At 71.3% G+C, this 19,333-nt stretch carries 19 protein-coding genes, 1 tRNA gene and 1 pseudogene; 12 read left to right on the top strand and 9 right to left on the bottom strand.

Annotated features, from left to right (window positions below; translation table 11 throughout):
- Positions 1-53 precede the first annotated feature (53 nt).
- The gene (locus ACZ4Z5_RS05715; protein ID WP_468257091.1) at positions 54-590 is read left to right on the top strand and encodes a hypothetical protein; all 537 of its coding nucleotides are present in this window, start codon (positions 54-56) and stop codon (positions 588-590) included.
- Positions 591-844: 254 nt separating this feature from the next.
- On the opposite strand, the gene kdpB is transcribed toward ACZ4Z5_RS05715, so the two are convergent.
- Both kdpB and ACZ4Z5_RS05705 read right to left on the bottom strand, forming a co-directional pair.
- Positions 845-3,001: a potassium-transporting ATPase subunit KdpB gene (gene kdpB, locus ACZ4Z5_RS05710; protein ID WP_468257088.1), complete on the bottom strand. Its 2,157-nt coding sequence runs from the start codon at positions 2,999-3,001 to the stop codon at positions 845-847.
- Positions 3,002-3,326: 325 nt separating this feature from the next.
- Positions 3,327-5,159, bottom strand: a complete 1,833-nt coding sequence (locus ACZ4Z5_RS05705) for an APC family permease (RefSeq protein ID WP_468257685.1) — start codon at positions 5,157-5,159, stop codon at positions 3,327-3,329.
- Positions 5,160-6,014: 855 nt separating this feature from the next.
- On the opposite strand from ACZ4Z5_RS05705, the gene ACZ4Z5_RS05700 reads away from it, so the two are divergent.
- The 3 genes from ACZ4Z5_RS05700 to ACZ4Z5_RS05690 all read left to right on the top strand — a co-directional run bounded on the left by ACZ4Z5_RS05700 (position 6,015) and on the right by ACZ4Z5_RS05690 (position 7,318).
- The gene (locus tag ACZ4Z5_RS05700; protein WP_468257085.1) at positions 6,015-6,821 is read left to right on the top strand and encodes an SDR family NAD(P)-dependent oxidoreductase; all 807 of its coding nucleotides are present in this window, start codon (positions 6,015-6,017) and stop codon (positions 6,819-6,821) included.
- Between the two features lie 29 nt (positions 6,822-6,850).
- The gene (locus ACZ4Z5_RS05695; RefSeq protein ID WP_393830707.1) at positions 6,851-6,925 is read left to right on the top strand and encodes a 50S ribosomal protein bL37; all 75 of its coding nucleotides are present in this window, start codon (positions 6,851-6,853) and stop codon (positions 6,923-6,925) included.
- 75 nt (positions 6,926-7,000) lie between these two features.
- Positions 7,001-7,318, top strand: a complete 318-nt coding sequence (locus ACZ4Z5_RS05690) for a hypothetical protein (RefSeq protein ID WP_468257082.1) — start codon at positions 7,001-7,003, stop codon at positions 7,316-7,318.
- 88 nt (positions 7,319-7,406) lie between these two features.
- Here the strand turns inward: ACZ4Z5_RS05690 and ACZ4Z5_RS05685 are convergent.
- A tRNA-Pro gene (locus tag ACZ4Z5_RS05685) sits at positions 7,407-7,480 on the bottom strand.
- A gap of 150 nt (positions 7,481-7,630) precedes the next feature.
- Between ACZ4Z5_RS05685 and ACZ4Z5_RS05680 the strand changes: the two genes are divergently transcribed.
- Together ACZ4Z5_RS05680 and ACZ4Z5_RS05675 are read left to right on the top strand one after the other, a co-directional pair.
- The gene (locus ACZ4Z5_RS05680) at positions 7,631-8,335 is read left to right on the top strand and encodes a transketolase (RefSeq protein WP_468257079.1); all 705 of its coding nucleotides are present in this window, start codon (positions 7,631-7,633) and stop codon (positions 8,333-8,335) included.
- A gap of 100 nt (positions 8,336-8,435) precedes the next feature.
- Positions 8,436-9,332 (top strand): transketolase family protein, encoded by an 897-nt coding sequence (locus ACZ4Z5_RS05675; RefSeq protein ID WP_468257076.1) that lies wholly within the window; start codon positions 8,436-8,438, stop codon positions 9,330-9,332.
- A 59-nt stretch (positions 9,333-9,391) separates the two neighbouring features.
- Here the strand turns inward: ACZ4Z5_RS05675 and ACZ4Z5_RS05670 are convergent.
- Positions 9,392-9,544: pseudogene (locus ACZ4Z5_RS05670) on the bottom strand (MmcQ/YjbR family DNA-binding protein); the annotation flags it as partial.
- 637 nt (positions 9,545-10,181) lie between these two features.
- Between ACZ4Z5_RS05670 and ACZ4Z5_RS05665 the strand changes: the two are divergent.
- On the top strand, positions 10,182-11,378 hold the full coding sequence (locus ACZ4Z5_RS05665; RefSeq protein WP_468257073.1) for an acyl-CoA dehydrogenase family protein: 1,197 nt from the start codon (positions 10,182-10,184) through the stop codon (positions 11,376-11,378).
- Positions 11,379-11,586: 208 nt separating this feature from the next.
- Here ACZ4Z5_RS05665 and ACZ4Z5_RS05660 read toward each other — a convergent pair whose 3' ends face one another.
- From ACZ4Z5_RS05660 to ACZ4Z5_RS05640, 5 genes are read right to left on the bottom strand one after another with little or no spacing between them, the layout of a single operon-like run.
- Positions 11,587-12,156 carry a GAF domain-containing protein gene (locus ACZ4Z5_RS05660; RefSeq protein WP_468257070.1) on the bottom strand — a complete coding sequence of 190 codons (570 nt, stop codon included), beginning with the start codon at positions 12,154-12,156 and terminating at the stop codon, positions 11,587-11,589.
- A gap of 16 nt (positions 12,157-12,172) precedes the next feature.
- Entirely contained in the window at positions 12,173-12,766 is a 594-nt protein-coding gene (locus tag ACZ4Z5_RS05655; protein WP_468257068.1) for a GTP-binding protein, read from the bottom strand.
- The gene (locus ACZ4Z5_RS05650) at positions 12,744-13,118 is read right to left on the bottom strand and encodes a DUF742 domain-containing protein (protein ID WP_468257065.1); all 375 of its coding nucleotides are present in this window, start codon (positions 13,116-13,118) and stop codon (positions 12,744-12,746) included. Before ACZ4Z5_RS05650 ends, ACZ4Z5_RS05655 begins: the two co-directional genes overlap by 23 nt.
- 2 nt (positions 13,119-13,120) lie before the next feature.
- Positions 13,121-13,555: a roadblock/LC7 domain-containing protein gene (locus tag ACZ4Z5_RS05645; protein ID WP_468257062.1), complete on the bottom strand. Its 435-nt coding sequence runs from the start codon at positions 13,553-13,555 to the stop codon at positions 13,121-13,123.
- Between the two features lie 7 nt (positions 13,556-13,562).
- Complete coding sequence (locus ACZ4Z5_RS05640; RefSeq protein WP_468257060.1) at positions 13,563-15,473, bottom strand: sensor histidine kinase; 1,911 nt, start codon at positions 15,471-15,473, stop codon at positions 13,563-13,565.
- A 463-nt stretch (positions 15,474-15,936) separates the two neighbouring features.
- Here ACZ4Z5_RS05640 and ACZ4Z5_RS05635 point away from each other — a divergent pair, with 463 nt between their 5' ends.
- From ACZ4Z5_RS05635 to ACZ4Z5_RS05615, 5 genes are all read left to right on the top strand, one after another.
- Complete coding sequence (locus ACZ4Z5_RS05635; protein ID WP_468257057.1) at positions 15,937-16,290, top strand: zinc ribbon domain-containing protein YjdM; 354 nt, start codon at positions 15,937-15,939, stop codon at positions 16,288-16,290.
- Between the two features lie 152 nt (positions 16,291-16,442).
- Entirely contained in the window at positions 16,443-16,784 is a 342-nt protein-coding gene (locus ACZ4Z5_RS05630; RefSeq protein WP_468257054.1) for an ArsR/SmtB family transcription factor, read from the top strand.
- Between the two features lie 56 nt (positions 16,785-16,840).
- Positions 16,841-18,502: a SulP family inorganic anion transporter gene (locus ACZ4Z5_RS05625; protein WP_468257683.1), complete on the top strand. Its 1,662-nt coding sequence runs from the start codon at positions 16,841-16,843 to the stop codon at positions 18,500-18,502.
- Entirely contained in the window at positions 18,499-18,912 is a 414-nt protein-coding gene (locus ACZ4Z5_RS05620) for a pyridoxamine 5'-phosphate oxidase family protein (RefSeq protein WP_468257051.1), read from the top strand. The genes ACZ4Z5_RS05625 and ACZ4Z5_RS05620 overlap by 4 nt, the downstream gene beginning before the upstream one ends.
- Positions 18,909-19,331 carry an ATP-binding protein gene (locus ACZ4Z5_RS05615; protein ID WP_468257048.1) on the top strand — a complete coding sequence of 141 codons (423 nt, stop codon included), beginning with the start codon at positions 18,909-18,911 and terminating at the stop codon, positions 19,329-19,331. Before ACZ4Z5_RS05620 ends, ACZ4Z5_RS05615 begins: the two co-directional genes overlap by 4 nt.
- Positions 19,332-19,333 lie beyond the last annotated feature (2 nt).

The raw sequence follows: 19,333 nt of genomic DNA, 5'->3' as shown, positions 1-19,333 counted from the left end.
AGGGACTCGTCAGGATCCCCGACGGCAGCCCGTGGCGCTCCTAGGCTCGCGCCATGGGACCTACTGCGGGCGCCCACGCCCGGGCACCAGAGGATCCGGTCGAGGACCGGCACTGGGCAGGTGCGCTGCGCGGCGCCCTGGTCTGTTCCGGCGCGCTGTTCGCGCTCCTGCTGCTGGTCGATGTGCTCGCCGAGGCGATCAGCACGAGTCGTGCGGCGCTGTGGTGCGGACTCGCGATGCTGCTGTTCGCCGTTCTCGTGCCCGATCGTGTCTCAGCTGGGAACGGCTGGGTGGCCTCCCGTGGACTGCTGCGCACGCGGCAGGTGAGGACGGACCGCCTCGTCGACGTGCGTTGGCCGGTGGGGGTCGCCGAGCGAGTGGTGCTGCGGGACCGGCGCGGCGGACGTGTCGAGCTTGACATGAAGGTACTCACCGGCAATCCGCCCCTCTGGCACCTGGTCGAGCAGGGCGCCCGCATATCCCTCACACGAGGGGACCTGACCCCCAGGGCCTCGGACTGGCAGCGATTCTCGCAGCGTATCGACGACGAGGCCGCGCACCTCGTGTTCAAGGTCTCCGGCATGAAGTAGCCCCGCATCGTCCATCGACGGCGAGTCGGCAGCCGCTTTGCGGCATGTCAGCGCCCGTCCGCGGCAGGCAGGGCCACCGTGACGCCGAAGGTCGCGGCGGCACCGTGGGTCTCCGGCGTGCCGCCCGTCCGGCCGTCGATGGGTCCGGAGCCGGGACCGTACGACGCCCGACGCCGGGCACCAGGAGCATCGCCGGCCTCCCCCGGCGGCTGGCCCCCAGGCCTGATGCGGCTCTGATCCGGATCTGACGGAGTTCATCCGATGCCGGGGACGAGGGAGACGAGCAGGTCGATGAGTTTGATGCCGAGGAAGGGGGCGACCAGGCCGCCGAGGCCGTAAACGGCGAGGTTGCGGCGGAGCAGGTCGTGCGCGGAGGCGGGCCGGTAGCGGACGCCGCGCAGCGCGAGCGGGATCAGGGCGATGATGATCAGGGCGTTGAAGATGATCGCCGAGGTGATCGCGGACTGCGGGCTGTGCAGGCCCATGATGTTCAAGGCCTCGAGACCGGGATGCGCGGCCGTGAACATCGCCGGGATGATGGCGAAGTACTTCGCGACGTCGTTGGTGATCGAGAAGGTGGTCAGCGCGCCGCGTGTGATGAGCAGCTGCTTGCCGATCTCGACGATCTCGATGAGCTTGGTCGGGTTGGAGTCCAGGTCGACCATGTTCCCGGCTTCCTTGGCGGCCGAGGTACCCGAGTTCATGGCCACGCCGACGTCGGCCTGCGCGAGGGCCGGGGCGTCGTTCGTGCCGTCACCGGTCATCGCGACCAGCTTGCCGCCCTCCTGCTCTCGCTTGATGAGGGCCAGCTTGTCCTCTGGGGTGGCCTGTGCAAGGTATTCGTCGACGCCCGCCTCGGCCGCGATGGCCTTGGCGGTCAGCGGGTTGTCGCCGGTGACCATGACCGTGCGGATGCCCATGCGGTGCAGTTCCGCGAAGCGTTCGCGGATGCCGTCCTTGACGACGTCCTTGAGGTGGATGATGCCGAGCACCCGTGCGCCGTCCCAGTCGTGTACGGCCACCAGCAGCGGGGTGCCGCCGGAGGCGGAGATCTGATCGGCCCACTGGGCTGCCTCGGGTTGTACGGTGCCGCCCCGCAGGGAGACCCACTCGGCGACCTCGGCCGCAGCCCCCTTACGGATGGCGACGCCCGCGCCGTTCGGCCAGCTCAGGTTGAGCCCGCTCATCCGGGTCTTGGCGCTGAACTCCAGGAAGTGCGGGTTGCTCAGCTCTCCTTCGGCCGGGGGCTGGATGCCGTACTGCTGGGCCAGGGCGACGACGGAGCGGCCCTCGGGCGTCTCGTCGGCGAGGGAGGACAGCTGGGCGGCGTCCGCGAGCTTGATCAGATCCTGGCCCGGCAGCGGGACTAAGGCGGCGGCCTCGCGGTTGCCGAGGGTGATGGTGCCGGTCTTGTCCAGCAGCAGGGTGTTCACGTCACCGGCCGCCTCCACCGCCCGGCCGGACATGGCCAGGACGTTGCGCTGGACGAGGCGGTCCATGCCGGCGATGCCGATCGCGGAGAGCAGGGCGCCGATGGTGGTGGGGATGAGGGTGACCAGCAGCGCAACCAGGACGGTGGTGGACTGGGCGGCCTCCGCGTAGTCGGCCATCGGCTGGAGGGTGACCACCACCAGGATGAAGACGATCGTGAGGGCTGCGAGCAGGATGTTGAGGGCGATCTCGTTCGGGGTCCTCTGCCGGGCGGCGCCCTCGACGAGCGCGATCATGCGGTCGAGGAAGCTGTTGCCAAGGCGGGAGGTGACACGGACGACGATCGAGTCCGACAGGACCGTCGTACCGCCCGTCACACCCGACTTGTCTCCGCCCGACTCCCGCAGGACGGGGGCGGATTCGCCGGTGACGGCCGACTCGTCGACCATCGCGGCCCCGTCCACGATGTCCCCGTCGGCCGGAATCAGCTCGCCGGCCTCGACCAGGACGAAGTCCATCGGCTGTAGTTCGGCGGGGGTGACCGCCTCGGTCTCGGCCCGACGCAGGTCGGTGCCGTACGACCAGTGCTTGATCCGCAGCGCGACGGTGTCGGTACGGGTCTTGCGCAGGGACGCGGCCTGGGCGCGGCCGCGGCCTTCGGCGACGGCCTCGGCGAGGTTGGCGAACAGGACGGTCAGCCACAGCCAGACGCTGATCACCCAGGTGAAGATCGAGGGGTGGATCAGAGCGGACAGCGTGGTCAGGGCCGCGCCGACCGCTACCACCAGCAGCACGGGCTTCTGCGCCAGGGCGCGCGGGTGCACCTTGAGCACCGCCTCGCGGGCCGCCTCGGCGAGCTGCTCCGGCTCCAGCAGCCGGGTCGGTCGGCCCGGACGCCGGTGCGGCGGCCGGGTGACGGGTGACGGGGGCGGGTTCCCCGGGCCCGGAGGGGTGTGCTGCGCGGCGGCGGCGGAAGACATGTGAGGTGAACCTTCTGACATGAGGCAGGAGTAGACCCACTGGTCGGGTGGGCAGAGTGCGCGGGCTGGCCGGCTGTGTGTGCAGGTACCGCCGCCGGGGGCCGGGGGGCACTGGCCCCTCAGCCGTCGTCATGCACTGTGCTCGGGGCCCCGGCGGCGGGAACGGGCAGGAAGTTACCGGACCGTCCCGCCGTCGGGGCGACCTGCGAAGGGGAATTTGCCGCCACCTTGACGACCGTGCAGGGAGTTGCGTCAACAAGCCGTCAGCATCGCGTGAAGAAGCACTCGTTGGGAGTGGGTCCATGCACCAGCGGTACGGCACGACTCACACGGTGATCCGGAACCGGAGGCGGCAGATCACCGCGTCGGTGTCGCGGCGCACGGCGTGGGCGACGACCGCGCCGCGCTGGTTCTGCAGAATCCGCTGCCAGAGCCGCGCGGGTTCGGTCTCGGGGATGAGGACGGTCACCTGCGCATCCGGGTGGGCCTCGGCGAGCGTCCTTACGAATCCGGAGACCGGGCGTCCCAGCGAGCGGGTGGCGGAGTCAAGTCCGACGAGCTCCACGCCGGGGTTCCACAGCTCCCAGTCGCGCCGCAGGGCCTCGGCGGCGGCCCGCTCCTCGGGCGCGGGGTGGGTGACGGTGACGGCCAGCACCTCGTCCCCGAGGGAACGGGCGGCGGTCAGGGCCTGGCAGGTCAGCTTCGACAGGCCGGAGACGGGGACCACGACCAGGGAGCGGGTGCGGCGCGGCGGCTGCGGGATCCGGCCGAGCTCCAGGCGGGTGCCGATCCTGTCGTAGGCGCCGTGCACCTTCTCAAAGCCGAGGACCAGCAGCGGAAGGGCGAGGACGATCAGCCAGGCGCCCTCGGTGAACTTCGTGGCCGTCACCACGACTGCCGAGATGCCGGTGAGCAGCGCACCGAGGCCGTTGAGGGCGGCCTTGGCCTGCCAGCCGGCCGGACGCTCCAGGGCCCAGTGGCGGACCATGCCGACCTGGCAGATGGTGAAGCCGACGAAGACGCCGATGGCGAAGAGCGGCACAAGGGTGTTGGTGTCACCGCCGGAGAAGACCAGCAGCGCGGCGGCGACCAGCGCGAGCCACACCACGCCGTGCCGGTGCACCTGCCGGTCGGCCTTGAGGGCGAACACGTGCGGCAGGTGGTTGTCCCGGGCCAGCAGGCTCATCAGGACCGGCAGCCCGCCGAAGGAGGTGTTCGCGGCGAGTGCCAGCAGCACCATGGTGGCGAACTGGACAACGTAGAAGGCGGTGTTGTGGCCGAAGGAGGCGTCCGCGAGCTGCGCCAGGACGGTCACGCCCTCCACCGGCTGGAGGTGGAAGCGGCCGATGAGGACGGACAGGCCGATCAGCATCACGCCGAGCAGGGCTCCCAGGGCGACCTCGGTGCGCTGGGCGCGCAGCACGGCCGGGGTACGGAAAGCCGGTACGGCATTGGCCACCGCCTCGACGCCTGTGAGGGCGGAGCAGCCGGCGGCGAAGGCCTTGAGCAGCAGGAGCGCACCGACGGTCGTTGCGCCGTCACCGAGTGCGGAGGCGTGGCCGGCGGCCGAGGCGGCGCTGACGGGCGCCTGGCGGAAGAGCCCGGCCGCGATCATGGCGAGGATCGAGCCGACGAACAGGGCGGTGGGCAGCAGGAAGGCCTTCGCGGAGTCGACGACCCCGCGCAGGTTCACCGCCGTGACCAGGACCAGCACACCCAGGCAGATCCACACCCGTTCCCCGTACAGGCCGGGGAGGGCCGAGGTGAGGGCCGCAACACCGGCGGTGACGGAGACGGCCACGTTGAGGACGTAGTCCAGGATCAGGGAGGCGGCGGCCACCAGGCTGGTGCACCGGCCCAGGTGCCGCTTGGCCACCGCGTACGAGCCGCCGCCGTCCGGGAAGGCCGCGATCACCTGCCGGTACGAGGCCACGAGCACGGCCAGGAGCACGGCGATGGCGACCGTGACGGGCAGCGTGAAGCCGAGTCCGTACCCCCCGGCCGCGGCCAGGACCAGGACGATCGCCTCGGGGCCGTAGGCCACCGAGGCCATCGCGTCCAACGACAGCGCGGCCAGGCCCTGGAGCGCGGTGAGCCGGTGGCTGTCACCGGCCGCATCGCCGGTATCGGGCGGCTCCTCGGCGTCGGTTCCCGCCATGACGCCCGCGAGCGACTTCCCCATCTGCATGGCCATGCTGCCGTTCCTCCGGATGAACGAAAAGGTGAGGACAGCGTCGTGGCCGAAAGCCGCTGCGCCCAGCGTTCTTGGCACCTTCCTGACGCCGTACGGCGCACTCTTCGCGCCTTCCATACACGCGGGCCGGTGAGGCGCGAGGAAGCCGTCGGGGCACGGCTCGCCAGTGCCCCGACGGGGAGCCGCGGACGCACTGTGGCAGTACTCTGCCGGGGCGGACACGCGTCCGGTTCCCGCTCGAACCGCGGGCCCGGGCCCCTACCGTCCCGACGGGCCCGGCCGATCGACCGTCACACCGGCCGCCGAGGCCCGCGCCGCCCTCGATACCGCCGGCATCGCACGCAGGCCCCGACCTCTGCCTGTAGGCACGGTGCCACGCGGCGTCATTCCCCCTTCAAGGCATTTCGGCGTGCCTTCCGCTGGACCGCCGAAACTTGACGGCCTCCTGACGCCCAGCAACGTCGGGTGTATGAAGGGTGTCAAATCAGGGCATCGGAGCTTGCCGTGCGGCGGGCGGATGCGCTGGGATACCGGTCATGAACAGCGGTCCGCGCTACGAAGACCGGCCACCTCATACGGTGTCGCCGGCAGCGCCCGCTGCCCGTACGGCCGGCTGAGCCGGGTCCCCGGACCCGCCGCCGTGCTCCTGGCAGCCCGGCACGGCGCCTCCTGCGCCGCCGGGTAGCCGATCGTCACGCCTCTCGCGTTGCACTGTCGCATTTCACCGCTCACCGCATGCGTCGGCAGCGCCGTCCTTTCCGAACGGGGGCAGGACGGAGCCGCCTTGTCGCGCATCCCTTCATCCCTCAAGGAATCACCATGTCTGCCACCCTGTCCGGCCGTACCGTCCTGGTCACAGGGGCCGCCTCCGGCATCGGCTACCAGACCGCCCGCCAGCTCGCCGAACGCGGCGCCACCGTTCTCGTCCACGGCCGCACGCCCGAAGAGGCCCGCGCCGCCGTGGACGCCCTGATCGCCACCGCAGGTATCAACGCGGCGCAACTGCATCCGCTGGCCGCCGACTTCGCCCACTTCGACGAGGTCGAGTCCATGGCCCGTACCGTCAACCGCGAGCACCCCGACCTCTTCGCCCTCGTCAACAACGCCGCCATGGCGGCGCCCGAGCGCCACACCATCACCGCCGACGGCAACGAGATCTCCCTCCAGGTCAACTTCCTGGCCCACTACCTGCTCACCAACCTCCTGGAGGCCGCCCTCACCAGCGCCCCCGGCGGACGCGTCGTCAACGTCTCCTCCTCCCTCCACCGCACCGCGGCCATCCAGTGGAACGACCCCCACCGCCTGCGCCGCTACTCCCGCCTGGCCGCCTACGCCCAGTCGCAGCTCGCCCTGACCGTCTTCGCCGCCGACCCGCGCGTGACCGCCGTCTCCATCCACCCCGGTGTCTGCGACACCGGGCTCCTGCACCTGTACGGCCACGAGGGCGATACCGCCGCCGACGGCGCCGCCCACGTCGTACGCCTGGTCGACCCGGCCACCGAGATCGTCAACGGCGCCTACTACGACCGCGATCAGCGCGTCGACCCCGCCCCCGCCGCCACCGAGGAGCGCACCGTCAAGCGCCTCACCAGGCTCGCCGACCTCCTCGTCAGCCACACCGCCTGAAGACACCCGAACAGGAAGGCCCCGCCATCATGTCCAAGCGCGCACGCAAGAAGAGGGCTCGCCGCAAGAAGGGCGCCAACCACGGCCGCAAGCCCGGCCAGTAGCCACACCCTCCGCCCGCGGGGCGGCCCCCACCGGGCCGCCCCGCCGCTGTCCGTACCACCCCTCAAGGAGCGTTCGTGATCAACCTGCCGGCCCGCCGGATCCCCGCCCTCGTCCGCTGGTTCCCCGCCGGGGCACCCGGCTCCGCCCCGTCGTCCGCGACCGCCGGGATGGCAGGGGCGGCGGCCGGCGCTACGACCGCGCGGGTACCCGCCAAGGTCAGGACGGCGGGCACCCGCCAGGGAGACCGGCTGCCCGACTCGCGCTGGACCACCGCCGCCAGCGGCAGCACCCACAGCAGGCGTACCCATGACAGCTGGTACCGCGTTGTCCGCGCACCGCATGGTGCTCCGCGCGCCTCGTCGCTGCCAGTCACGGCCGTTGTCGCCGCCTGACCCGGACCGACCGCCCTGGCCCCCAAGAAACGATCTTGAGGCCGTATCGGATGCTTCCGATACGGCCTCTGACCTGCATAGATGCAAGTCGGGACGACAGGATTTGAACCTGCGACCCCTTGACCCCCAGTCAAGTGCGCTACCAAGCTGCGCCACGTCCCGATGCTCGCTGACCTGGGGTTTCCCCTGGCCGAACGCGCATGAGAACAATACCGCACTTCGCCGGGTGCTCGTGCACCGGTTTCCGCAGCGGGCGGGACAGTCCGAGGCGGGACTTGACCTCAAGTGGACTTGAGGTTGAACGCTTGCGACATGACGAGGACGACAACCACCGACACGGTCCGTTACGACGATCTTCCGCGGCTGATGGCGCTGATGACCGGCGACGAGAAGCACGGCCCCGCCGCGACATCGACGCTGGACGCTCTCTGGGTGCTGTACGACCGGGTGCTGCGCGTCTCGCCGGAGACGGCCGGCGCGGCGGAGCGGGACCGGTTCCTGCTCTCCAAGGGCCACGGCCCCATGGCGTACTACGCGGTGCTGGCGGCGAAGGGGTTCTTCCCGGCGGATCTGCTCACCGGGTTCGGGTCGTACGACTCGCCGCTCGGGCACCATCCCGACCGTCTGCTCGTCCCGGGCGCCGAGATCGGCAGCGGCTCGCTCGGGCACGGGCTGCCACTGGCCGTGGGGTCCGTCCTGGGGCTGCGCGCCCAGGGGCTCACCGACCCGAAGGTCTGGGTGCTGATCGGCGACGCCGAGCTGGACGAAGGAAGCAACCACGAGGCCATCGCCTACGCGGGCCCGGCGGGGCTGGAGCAGCTCCACACGCTGGTGATCGACAACAGCTCCGCCTCGCACGGACGGCCCGGGGGGATCGCCGCCCGGTTCGAGGTGGCCGGCTGGTCGGCCCGGACCGTCGACGGACGGGACCACGAGGCACTGCACGCGGCCTTCACCGCGCCGCACCCCGGACAGCCGCGTGCCGTGGTCGCCCGGGTCGAACCGAAGAACGCGTGAAGCCGGCGCACCGCCGGTTCCGCCGTCTGCCGGACCCGCGACCCGCGCCCCTCCGAAGCCGAAGAACTGAAGAACTTACGAAACCCTGAGGACTGCATTCATGGACACCATGCGTGAACGTTTCATCTCGACCACGACCCGGCTGCTGGACGAGGACCCGCGGCTGGCCCTCGTACTCGCGGAGATCAGCAAGGACGGCTTCGGGCGCGCGCTGCGCGACCATCCCGACCGGGTGATCAACGTGGGTATCCGCGAGCAGTTGCTCATCGGTACCGGCGGAGGACTCGCGCTGACCGGCATGCGTCCGGTCATGCACACCTTCGCGAGCTTCCTGGTGGAACGCCCCTTCGAGCAGGTCAAACTGGATCTCGGGCACCAGGGGGTCGGCGGGGTACTGGTGAGCGCGGGCGCCTCGTACGACTGGCCGGCCGGCGGGTTCACCCATATGGCGCCCGGTGACGTCGCCCTGCTGGACACCCTGGACGGATGGACCGTGCATGTGCCCGGACATCCGGACGAGGCGGAGGCGCTGCTGCGCCACGCCGCGGTCGGCGACGACCGGGTCTACGTCAGGCTGTCGCTGCAGACCAACGAGCAGCCGCTGCCGGTCACGGGCTCCGGCTTCCTCACCGTCCGCGAGGGCCGGTCGGGTGTCGTGGTGGCCGTCGGCCCCCTGCTGGACGGCGTACTCGCAGCGACCGAGGGCCTGGACGTCACCGTGCTGTACGCGACGACGGTGCGCCCCTTCGACGAGAACACCCTGCGTGCGGCCGTCGGGCGCGCGACGTCCGATGTCGTGATCGTGGAGCCGTACCTCGCCGGCACGTCGACGGCGGCGGCGAACGACGCCCTGAGCGAGGTCCCGCACCGGATCCTCGGACTCGGTGTGGGGCGCCGCGAACTGCGCCGGTACGGGGGAATCGACGAGCACGTGGCCGCCCACGGTCTCGATCCCGCCTCCCTGCGCGCACGCATCACGGGCTTCCTGCGCCGGTGAACACACCGCGGGCCGGCAACGGGCCCAGTCCGCGGACCGAACCCCGCCCGGTCCTCCTTGGGGCACTTGACGCCGATGGACGCGTCGTCGCCGCCGAGAGCGGCGAAGATCTTCCCGTCCGCCACCCGGAAAGCGGGCATGCCCCAGGAGAGCTTCTCGGCCGTGTTGGGAAGCTCTGACGAGATCCTGCGGACGTCCTCGGAATTCACCATGGCACGACCGTACGCTCCCCCACTGACAACGCCCGGGCCACTGCGGGCGACGACCGGGCTGCACGCCGTCGGCGACGCCCCCACAGCCCGCCGCCCACGACGCCTGCCGGCCGCCGTGCCGCACGTGTACGCCCCTGCCCGGTGCGCCGGTGTGTGCGCCGTCGCCGCCCTGCCCGCTCCCCAGGCGCGGGCAGGAACCCCTTCGCGCCCCGTCCGCGCCCCGCCCCGCGTGCCGGGCGGAGAGCAATCGCTTCTGCTGCTGCACACCAAGGTGCGTTTCCCGTTCGCTCCTGGTCATGTCGACACCACTGCTGGCCCCGTGTGGTGCGGCTGTGAACGGCGGAGGCCTCCGGATGGTGCGCAGTGTCATATGCCCACGGACCGCGCGCCTTTGGCATGTGGCAGAAGGATGAGCTCGGGGAATGCCCTCCCGTAACCCCGGGCGAGGCAACCGCCGCACGGAGCCTGCCGCCGTTTGCATAGTCAACGGCCCTCGTTTCGGCCAAAGTTGCTATCGCGGTGAACGTTGCGTAGGCGATCAACAGCATGATGTGGTCGGCTCGTTCGGAGGTATCACCACCGATGCACCAGCCGCTCGAACAACCGCACGAGCAGGCAATCGCAGGGGAGGATCGCGATGGACGGCTACTTCACCAGTCGTTTGCACGACCGGCTCCGCGAGGAGGTGCGGGCATTTGCAGAGCGTGAAGTGCGTCCCCGGATACCCGTGATGGAGGGGGCGAGGTCCGTTCACCACGGTCTTTCCCGGCTGATCGCCCGGCAGGGCTGGATCGGCGCCACCATCGGCACCCAGTACGGCGGCATGGGCGCGGGCCATCTCGCCAAGACCGTCATCATCGAGGAACTCTCCCGGGTCAGCGGCGCGATGGGTGCCATGGTGCAGGCCTCCCAGCTCGGTGCCGCGAAGATCGTGCACTTCGGCAGCGAGGCGCAGAAGAAGACCTGGCTGCCGGCCATCGCAGCCGGGGAATGCCTGCCCACCATCGCCGTCACCGAGCCCGAGTCCGGCGGCCACGTCCTGGGCATGACGGCCCGCGCCGAGCGCGTCGGCGACGACTACCTCCTCACCGGCCGGAAGGTGTACGTCGGCAACAGCCACATCGGGGACGTGCACGGCGTGGTCGTGAGGACCGGCCCGGGACCGCGGGGCCTCACGGCGTTCCTGGTGGAATCGGACCGCCCCGGCTTCTCCCTGGGCGACCAGCGTCCCACGATGGGCCTGCACGGCTTCGGCTTCGGCGAGCTCCACTTCGACAACTGCCGTGTACCGGCGGCGAACCGGCTCGGTGAGGAGGGCGACGGCCTCGCCGTGGCGTACTCGTCGAGCGTCCTCTACGGCCGGGCGAACCTGACCGCGGTGGCCCTCGGGATCCACCGGGCGGTCCTGGACGAGACCACGGCGTTCTGTGCGGAGCGCCACCGCTACGGCAAGCCGCTCCATGAACTGCCCTCCGTGAAGCTGAAACTGGGGCAGATCCAGTCGCGGCTGATGACCGCGAGACTGGCCGCGTACCACGCCGTCCACCTGCTCGACCAGGGGCTCCCCTGCGACGCGGAGCTGATGAACGCCAAACTGGTCAACGCGGAGTTCGCCTTGGACTCGGCACGCAACGCCATGGAGATCCACGCTGCCGCCGGGCTTTTCACGGACCGGCCCGTCGAGCGGTACCTGCGCGACGCCCATCACATCTTCGCCCCCGCCGGCACCTCGGACGTCCAGTTGCTGCGTCTCGCGGAAGTCGCGCTCGGCACGGAGAAGGGGCAGTGGTCGGAGCGTCTGTCCGAGCTGCTCCAGATGGAGCCGGCGGTCTGACCGCGTCGGGAGAGGACGTCCCGGGCCCGCGCGCGAACAACAGGCACGGCGCACCCTGCGACGGCGCGGCGCGCACGAGTCGGCCCGGCACGCACGAGTTCTTCCGGCACACACACGTCGGTCCGGCACACACAAGTCGGTCCGGCACACACAAGTTGTCCGGCACGAACGAGCCGGTCCGGCGCGGAATGCGGAGGGGCGCGGCGCGTCAGAGCGCGCCGTCCTCCCGCCGGTGGATCTGCTCCACGAGCTCCGCGGCCATGGCCTTGATGGTCTCGAGACCGGGCCGGCCCCAGGGACGGGGTTCGGTGTCGACGACACAGATCGTCCCGAGCGCGATCCCCGTACGGTCGATCAGGGGTGCCCCAAGGTAGGAGCGGATACCGATCTCGTCGACCACCGGGTTCCCCGCGAAGCGCGGGTAGTCGCAGACGTCCTCCAGGACCAGTGCCTTGCGCCGTACCACCACGTGCGGGCAGTACCCGTGGTCACGGGCCATGACCCGGCTCACGCCGCCGGCCGCCGCCACCGCGCCCAGATCGGCACCCGTGTGCATGCCGCCCGGGGTGTGCAGTCCGGCGAAGAACTGGCGGTTCTCGTCGATGAAGTTGACCATGGAATAGGGCGCGGAGGTGACCTGGGCGAGCCGGTGCGCGAATTCGTCGAACGCCGGGTCGGGGTGCTCCCCCATACCCAGCTGGCGCAGCCGCCGCACCCGGATCGGTGCTTCACGGTCGACGGGGGTCAGCAGCAGATGGCCGGTGGGGTCGTACGTCATGTGTGGGCTCCATGCGTCATGTGTGAGCGCCGTGGCCCTGGGCCGCGCTCACGGCGAGCAGATGGTGGACGAGGGTCATCAGGGTGCCGATGCCGGACGCCGAGACACGGGCGTCGCACGGCACCACCGGCACCTCCGGCTTGAGGTCGATGGCGGCCCGCACCTCTTCCGGGTCGTAACGGAACGCTCCGTCGAACTCGTTCACGGCGACGATGAATCCGATGCCGCGGCGTTCGAAGAAGTCGACCGCCGAGAAGCAGTCCTGGAGGCGCCGGGTGTCGGCGAGGACGACCGCCCCCAGCGCCCCCTCGGACAGCTCGTCCCACATGAACCAGAAGCGCTCCTGGCCGGGGGTGCCGAAGAGATAGAGCACGTGACGGTCGTCGAGACCTATTCGCCCGAAGTCCATCGCCACGGTGGTCGTGGTCTTGCCCTCGACGCCGTCCAGGAGGTCCGTCGCCGCACTGACGGTGGTCAGCACCTCCTCGGTGCACAGCGGCTCGATCTCGCTGACCGCGCCCACGAAGGTCGTCTTGCCGACCCCGAAGCCCCCTGCGACGAGGATCTTCAGTGCGGTGGGAAAGGCGTCAGAGCCGTCGTCGTAGGCCATCGAGCACAGCCTCCAGAAGGGAACGGTCGGTGGGGTCGTGGTGGTGGTGGTGGCGGGGCGCACGTGCGGTCACCGCCCCGCAGTCGACCAGGTCGGCGAGCAGCACCTTGGTGACGACCGCCGGGAGCCGCAGGTGCGCCGCGACCTCCGCCACGGACGTCGGCCCCTTGCACAGTCCCAGGGCCTGGGAGTGCTCGGGGCCGAGGTGCCCGTGCGGCGCCCGGCCCGTGGCCATCACCAGGGACAGCAGGTCGAGCGCCTTGCTGGGCCGCGTACGGCCGTTGCTGACGGTGTACGGGCGGATGAGCCGTCCCGCGTCACCGTCGAGCCACGGGCCGTCCTGCCGCGGCATCCTCACCTGCGGGGTGCGGTGGGCGTGCCGGTCGGCTGCCTCGCCGGGGTGACCAGATACGGACGGACGCTCTTGACCAGCATCGCCATCTCGTACCCCAGCACCGCCGCGTCGGCCTCCCGGCCGGCGAGCACCGCGAGGCAGGTGCCGGAGCCCGCGGTGGAGACGAACAACAGGGTGGAGTCGAGTTCCACGACGACCTGCCGGACCTCCCCGCCGTCACCGAACCGTGCGCCGGCGCTGCGCCCGAGCGAATGGAGCCCGGAGGCCAGGGCGGCCATGTGGTCGGCGCTGTCCGGGTCGAGCCCGTGGACCGACTTCACGAGGCCGTCCGAGGAGAGCAGGACCGCGTTGCGTGTGTAGGGCACACGCTGGACCAGCCCGCTCAACAGCCAGTCGAGGTCGGCGGCCTGTCCGGTCGGTACTTCGCTCGCCATGGTTCATCTACTCCTTGGAGTGGTCGGCGTCCGCCGGGTTCGGAAGGTGTTCGTTGCCGTCGTGTCCGGTCTCTGCAAGACCGATGCCGCGTTGGAAGGCGGCCATCAGACCGGGGTCGTGCAGGGTGTGCTCGTCGTCGCGACGCGGCTGCGGCGCTTCCCTGAGCTGCGGGACAAGGTGTTCCTGGGCACGGCGCCGGGGCAGCAGCGGGCGGTCGTCCGTGCCGGGGCGGGTGGCCCGGTCGTGGTGCGGTGCGATGTCCGCGCCACGGGCGTGGCTCTCCAGTACCCGCGGGGCGGGGGACGGCTCGTGGTGGACGGGGCCGGGAAGTGCCCCTGCGGGGTTGACGCGGTCGCCGTGGACGTCGCGCACCGGGAGGGGCGCGACGCCGGGGCCGTCCGGGGTCTCGTCGTGGCGCGGACGGCGCGGCGGCGGCATCGGCGCGGGCCCGGTCATGTCGTACGACAGCGGCGGGAAGTCGGCGTGCCCGTGGGACATCGGCCCCGTGGTCATCGTGGTCAGTGCCGAGGTCTGCACGGGACCGGCCGTGGGTGCCGCCGGGGTCGTGGGCGGAGCGATGAGGCCCGGTTCACCGGCGGAGCCGTGACCGGACGGCTCGGCGTTGCCGGTTGCGCCCGCGTCGCTCCTGGCGGCGGGCTCCGTGGTCGCGGCCGTGGTGGCGGCCGGGATCGTGCCCGGGACGTCGTCCTGGCCGGTGAGTCCGTCCTCCTGGCCGGTGAATCCGTCCCGGCCGGTGAGTCCGTCCTGGTCGACGAATCCGTCCTGGTCGGGGCCGAGCAGCCCCAGGGGCAGCACGAGGACGGCCTGCACGCCGCCGTAGATGTTGCTCTGCAACCGGACCGCGATGCCGTGGCGGCGGGCCAGCGCGGCGACGACGAAGAGGCCGATGCGCCCGTCCTGGAGGAGGTGCGCGACGTTGACCTGGTCGGGGTCCGTGAGCAGGGCGTTCATCTTGCTCTGTTCGGCGGCCGGCATGCCCAGGCCCCGGTCCTCCACCTCGACGGCCAGGCCGGCGGTGACGCGCTGGGCGCGGAGCAGCACCTGGGTGTGCGGGGCGGAGAACAGAGTGGCGTTCTCGACCAGTTCTGCGAGGAGGTGGATGACGTCGGCGACCGCGTGTCCGCGCAGCGTTCCCTCGATCGGGGGAACGAGCTTGACCCGGGGGTACTGCTCGACCTCGGCGATGGAGGAACGCAGTACCTCGGTCATGGTGACCGGGTGGCTCCACTGCCGCCGGGAGATGGCGCCGCCGAGGACGGCGAGGTTCTCCGCGTGCCGGCGGATCCGGGTGGCCAGGTGGTCCACGTGGAAGAGCCCTTTGAGCAGTTCCGGGTCCTCGACTTCGTTCTCCAGCTCGTCGAGCAGCTGGATCTCCCGGTGCACCAGGGACTGGAGGCGCCGGGCGAGATTCACGAAGACCTCGACCTTCTGGTCGTTGCCGGTGCTGCTGGACAGCTGGGAGGCCTGTACGACGGCCGTCATCGCGGCGTCCTGGGCCCTGCCCAGTTCCTGGGCGAGCAGTTCGAACTCGTCGCCGCCGGGTGGGGCGGGCCGGGAGGTCCGCGGGGCGGGCGGGATCTCGCCACGCCTGAGCTGCTCGACGACGGTCTGCAGGTCCGACTGATGGCGGGCGCTGCGGCGGCGCAGGGCGTTGCAGCGGTCGACGACCGTCTTGGCGATGCGGTCGGCTCCGAGTCCGGCGGCGGCGACCGCGGCGAAGGCGAGCAGCGCGGTGCCGGCGAGGGCCGCCCAGAGGGCGCCCGACGGACCGTTGTCGTCGGACTGAAGGGCGAAGGTGACGCCGGCGGCGCCACTGAGGGTGGCCACCACGGCGGGCAGCACCGATGTGCGCAGGAGCTGAGGGCGTATACGGGCTTCCGGCGGCGTGGGGGGCACGGGCCGTGACCGGTCGGCGGGGGCGGGCGGACTTCCCGCCGGCGGCTGCGGTCGGCTTGCGGGCCTGCCGTGTCGCCCGCCCTCATGGCGGTCGGGCCGCGCTACGGGTGCGCGAAGGTGAGACATTCAGCGTCCTCGGTACGGGGGTCCGGGGTCGGCGTGGGGTATGTGCGCTGGTGCGACGCAGTGCAAAGGCATGCGTTCGGCACGGTGAACGGACGCGCGTCCAACTTCGGTGGTGCGAAAGCGCGTTGATCACCGGCAACCCACAGTAGTGGCGGTTCGCTCACCCTCGGTGCACAGTTGCCAAACTTCCACGCCCGGCGTCCCGCTCTGGTATGACCGCTCGTACGGGCGCCCGAAATGGATCGGCCGGAAACGGACTGGACAGCCGGGCGGACGGTGGCGCGGTCGGCGGCCGAGGACGAGAGGAGGGACGCCTGCTCGAACGTAAAATGGTCGCGTGAACGAGAATCTTCCCCCCTGCCCCGAGTGCTCCGGCGCCTACACCTACGAGATGGGCGCACTGCTCGTCTGCCCCGAATGCGGCCATGAGTGGTCGACCACCGCCGACGCGGCCGACAGCGGCAGCGCCGAGAAGGTGATCAGGGACTCCGTCGGCAACGTCCTCGCCGACGGCGACACGGTCACGGTCGTCAAGACCCTCAAGGTCAAGGGCAGCCCGACCGGCATCAAGGCCGGCACCAAGGTGCGCAACATCAAGCTGGTGGACGGCGTCGACGGCCACGACATCGACTGCCGCATCGACGGCTTCGGTCCCATGCAGCTCAAGTCCAGCGTGGTCAAGAAGGCCTGAGCCACACCCTCGGACCCGCATGAGCATCTCCGTTAATTGCATAATTCAGCAATTCGTTACATGATGGGTTTGCTGTGTTCGCAGGTAGCCGCGGGCACAGCACCAATCGATGACCTCGCCGTGTGCGGGGCGATGAGGAGAGTGCGAGGGCCGTGTCGGTTCCGCTGCACCAGGCCAAGGCAGAGTTCTTCCGGATGCTGGGGCACCCGGTACGCATCCGGGTCCTCGAACTGCTGCAGGAGGGGCCGATGGCCGTGCGCGATCTGCTCGCCGCGATCGAGGTCGAGCCGCCGGCTCTGTCCCAGCAGCTGGCCGTCCTGCGCAGGTCCGGGATCGTGACGTCCACGCGCGAGGGTTCGACGGTGGTCTACCGGCTCGCGGGCGGGGACGTCGCCGACCTGATGCAGGCCGCGCGGCGCATCCTCACGGAGATGCTGGCCGGACAGAGCGAGCTCCTCGCCGAGCTCCGGGAGGCCGAGGTCGCAGCCCGGTGAATGCCGTTCTTCGCAGAGTGCGGGCCCTGCTGCCCACGCGGGCCGACTTCTCCGCCATGGGCCGCAACCCGCGCCGTGATCTGCTCGCCGGTCTGACCGTGGCCATCGTGGCGCTGCCGCTCGCGCTCGGGTTCGGGGTCTCCTCGGGTCTCGGCGCGGAGGCCGGCCTCGCGACCGCTGTGGTGGCCGGTGCGCTCGCCGCCCTCTTCGGCGGTTCCAATCTTCAGGTGTCCGGCCCGACCGGGGCGATGACCGTCGTCCTCGTACCCATCGTCGCCCAGTACGGACCGGGCGGTGTCCTGACCGTCGGGCTGATCGCGGGGCTGATCGTCGTCGGCCTGGCCGTGGCCCGGGCCGGTCGGTACATGGCGTACATCCCCGCCTCGGTGGTGGAGGGTTTCACCCTCGGCATCGCGCTGGTGATCGGTCTCCAGCAGGTACCGAACGCGCTCGGTGTCGCCAAGCCCGAGGGCGACCGGGTCCTCATGGTCACCTGGCGGGCCCTGGAGGAGTTCGTCAAGGCGCCCAACTGGACCGCCGTGGCACTCGCGCTCGGTGTCGCCGCCGTCATGCTGGTCGGGGCCCGGTGGCGGCCGACCGTCCCGTTCTCCATCGTCGCCGTCATCGTCGCCACGGTCGTGGCTCAGGTGTTCCACCTCGGCCAGGCGGCGCCCATCGGCGATCTGCCGGCCGGGCTGCCCGTCCCCTCCCTCTCCTTCCTCGACCTCTCACAGGTGGGCTCGCTGCTGGCACCGGCGGTCGCGGTCGCCGCCCTCGCCGCCCTGGAATCGCTCCTCTCCGCGCAGGTCGCGGATGGCATGACGGTGGGGCAGAGACACGACCCGGACCGCGAGCTGTTCGGGCAGGGGCTCGCGAACCTGGCCGCGCCCCTGTTCGGCGGCGTCCCGGCGACCGGCGCCATCGCCCGTACCGCGGTGAACGTTCGTACCGGAGCCTCGTCGCGCCTCGCGGCCCTCACCCACGCGGCGGTGCTGGCCGCGATCGTCTTCGCCGCCGCTCCCCTGGTCTCGAAGATCCCGCTCGCCGCGCTCGCCGGTGTCCTGCTCGCCACCGCCGTCCGCATGGTCGAAGTCGGCTCGCTGCGCGCCATGGCGAAGGCCACCCGCGCCGACGCCGTCGTCCTGGTGCTCACCGCCGTCGCCACCCTCGCCCTGGACCTCGTCTACGCGGTGATCATCGGCATGGTCGTCGCCGGCGCCCTCGCGCTGCGCGCCGTGGCGCAGCAGGCGCGGCTCGCCGAGGTGGACTTCCGCCCCGATCTGCCGGGCGAGCACAGCGACGAGGAACACGCACTGCTCGCCGAGCACATCGTGGCGTACCGGATCGACGGCCCGTTGTTCTTCGCCGCCGCCCACCGATTCCTCCTCGAACTCTCCGAGGTCGCCGACGTCCGGGTCGTGATCCTGCGCATGTCCCGCGTCACCACGGTCGACGCCACCGGCGCGCTCGTCCTCAAGGACGCCGTCGAGAAGCTGAACCGGCGCGGCATCGTCGTCATGACCTCGGGCATACGGCCGGACCAGCGCCAGGCCCTCGACTCCGTCGGCGCGCTCGACCTGCTGCGGCAGGGCGGACGGGAGTACGCCTCCACACCCGAGGCGATCGCCGGAGCACGCGCCCACCTCCAGGGCACGGGCGTGCTGGCCGCCGTACCCGCCCAGCCGACCCGCACGACCGCCGAGGAGCCCGTCCGATGACCACGCCCAGGACCCGCCGCATGGTCGAGGTCTCCGGCTCGGAGGCGCTGTGGCTCCTCGAAGGCGCCGTCCGCGGACGCCTCGTCTACGTCCAGCGTGACCAGGCCGTCGTCCGGCCGGCCGTACACGTCCTGGAGTACGGCCGGCTCATCGTCCGCGGCCCCGTCCAGGCCGATCTGCCGGCCGGACGGCCCGTGCTCACCTACCAGGCCGACGACATCCGGCTGCCCGCGGACACGGGCTGGAGCGTTACGGTGTCGGGTCCCTCCGAGGCCGTCACCGACCCCGCCGAGGCCGCCCACTACTCCCGCACGCTGACCGGGTGGGCATACGGGCCGCACGACACTCTGCTGCGCATCACCCCGCAGACCGTGACCGGATACCGTCTGGGGACGGTGACGCCGACGTGACCGCCGGCGTCGAGTCGCTCCCGCACCGGCACGTGATGACCGCCCCCACGGTTCCCGCGACGGTGCGGCTGGCGCGCGAGACCGCCGAGACGGCCTTCGGCCAGTGGGGCATCGCCGCGTCGCACCCCGCGATGGGGCCGGCGCTGCTGATCCTGAGCGAACTGGTCACCAACAGCGTCCGGCACGCCGCCGCGACCTCCCCTCATCTCTCCGTCACGTTCGCCGCGGGCGAGTACACCATCGCCTTCGCCGTGCACGACCGGCACCCTTACCACCCCGGTGTCCTCGGCGCCGTCAGCGGCGGGACGGGCGGGCTCGCCACGATCGCCGAGGTGCTGGCCGGGTCAGGCGGAACCTGCGTCGTGCGCAAGGACGCGGACGGCGGCGGCAAGAGCGTATGGATCACCCTCCCCCTGTGAAG

The sequence above is a fragment of the Streptomyces sp. NPDC030222 genome, from assembly GCF_055573115.1.
This window is presented reverse-complemented; position numbering and strand designations above follow the sequence as displayed.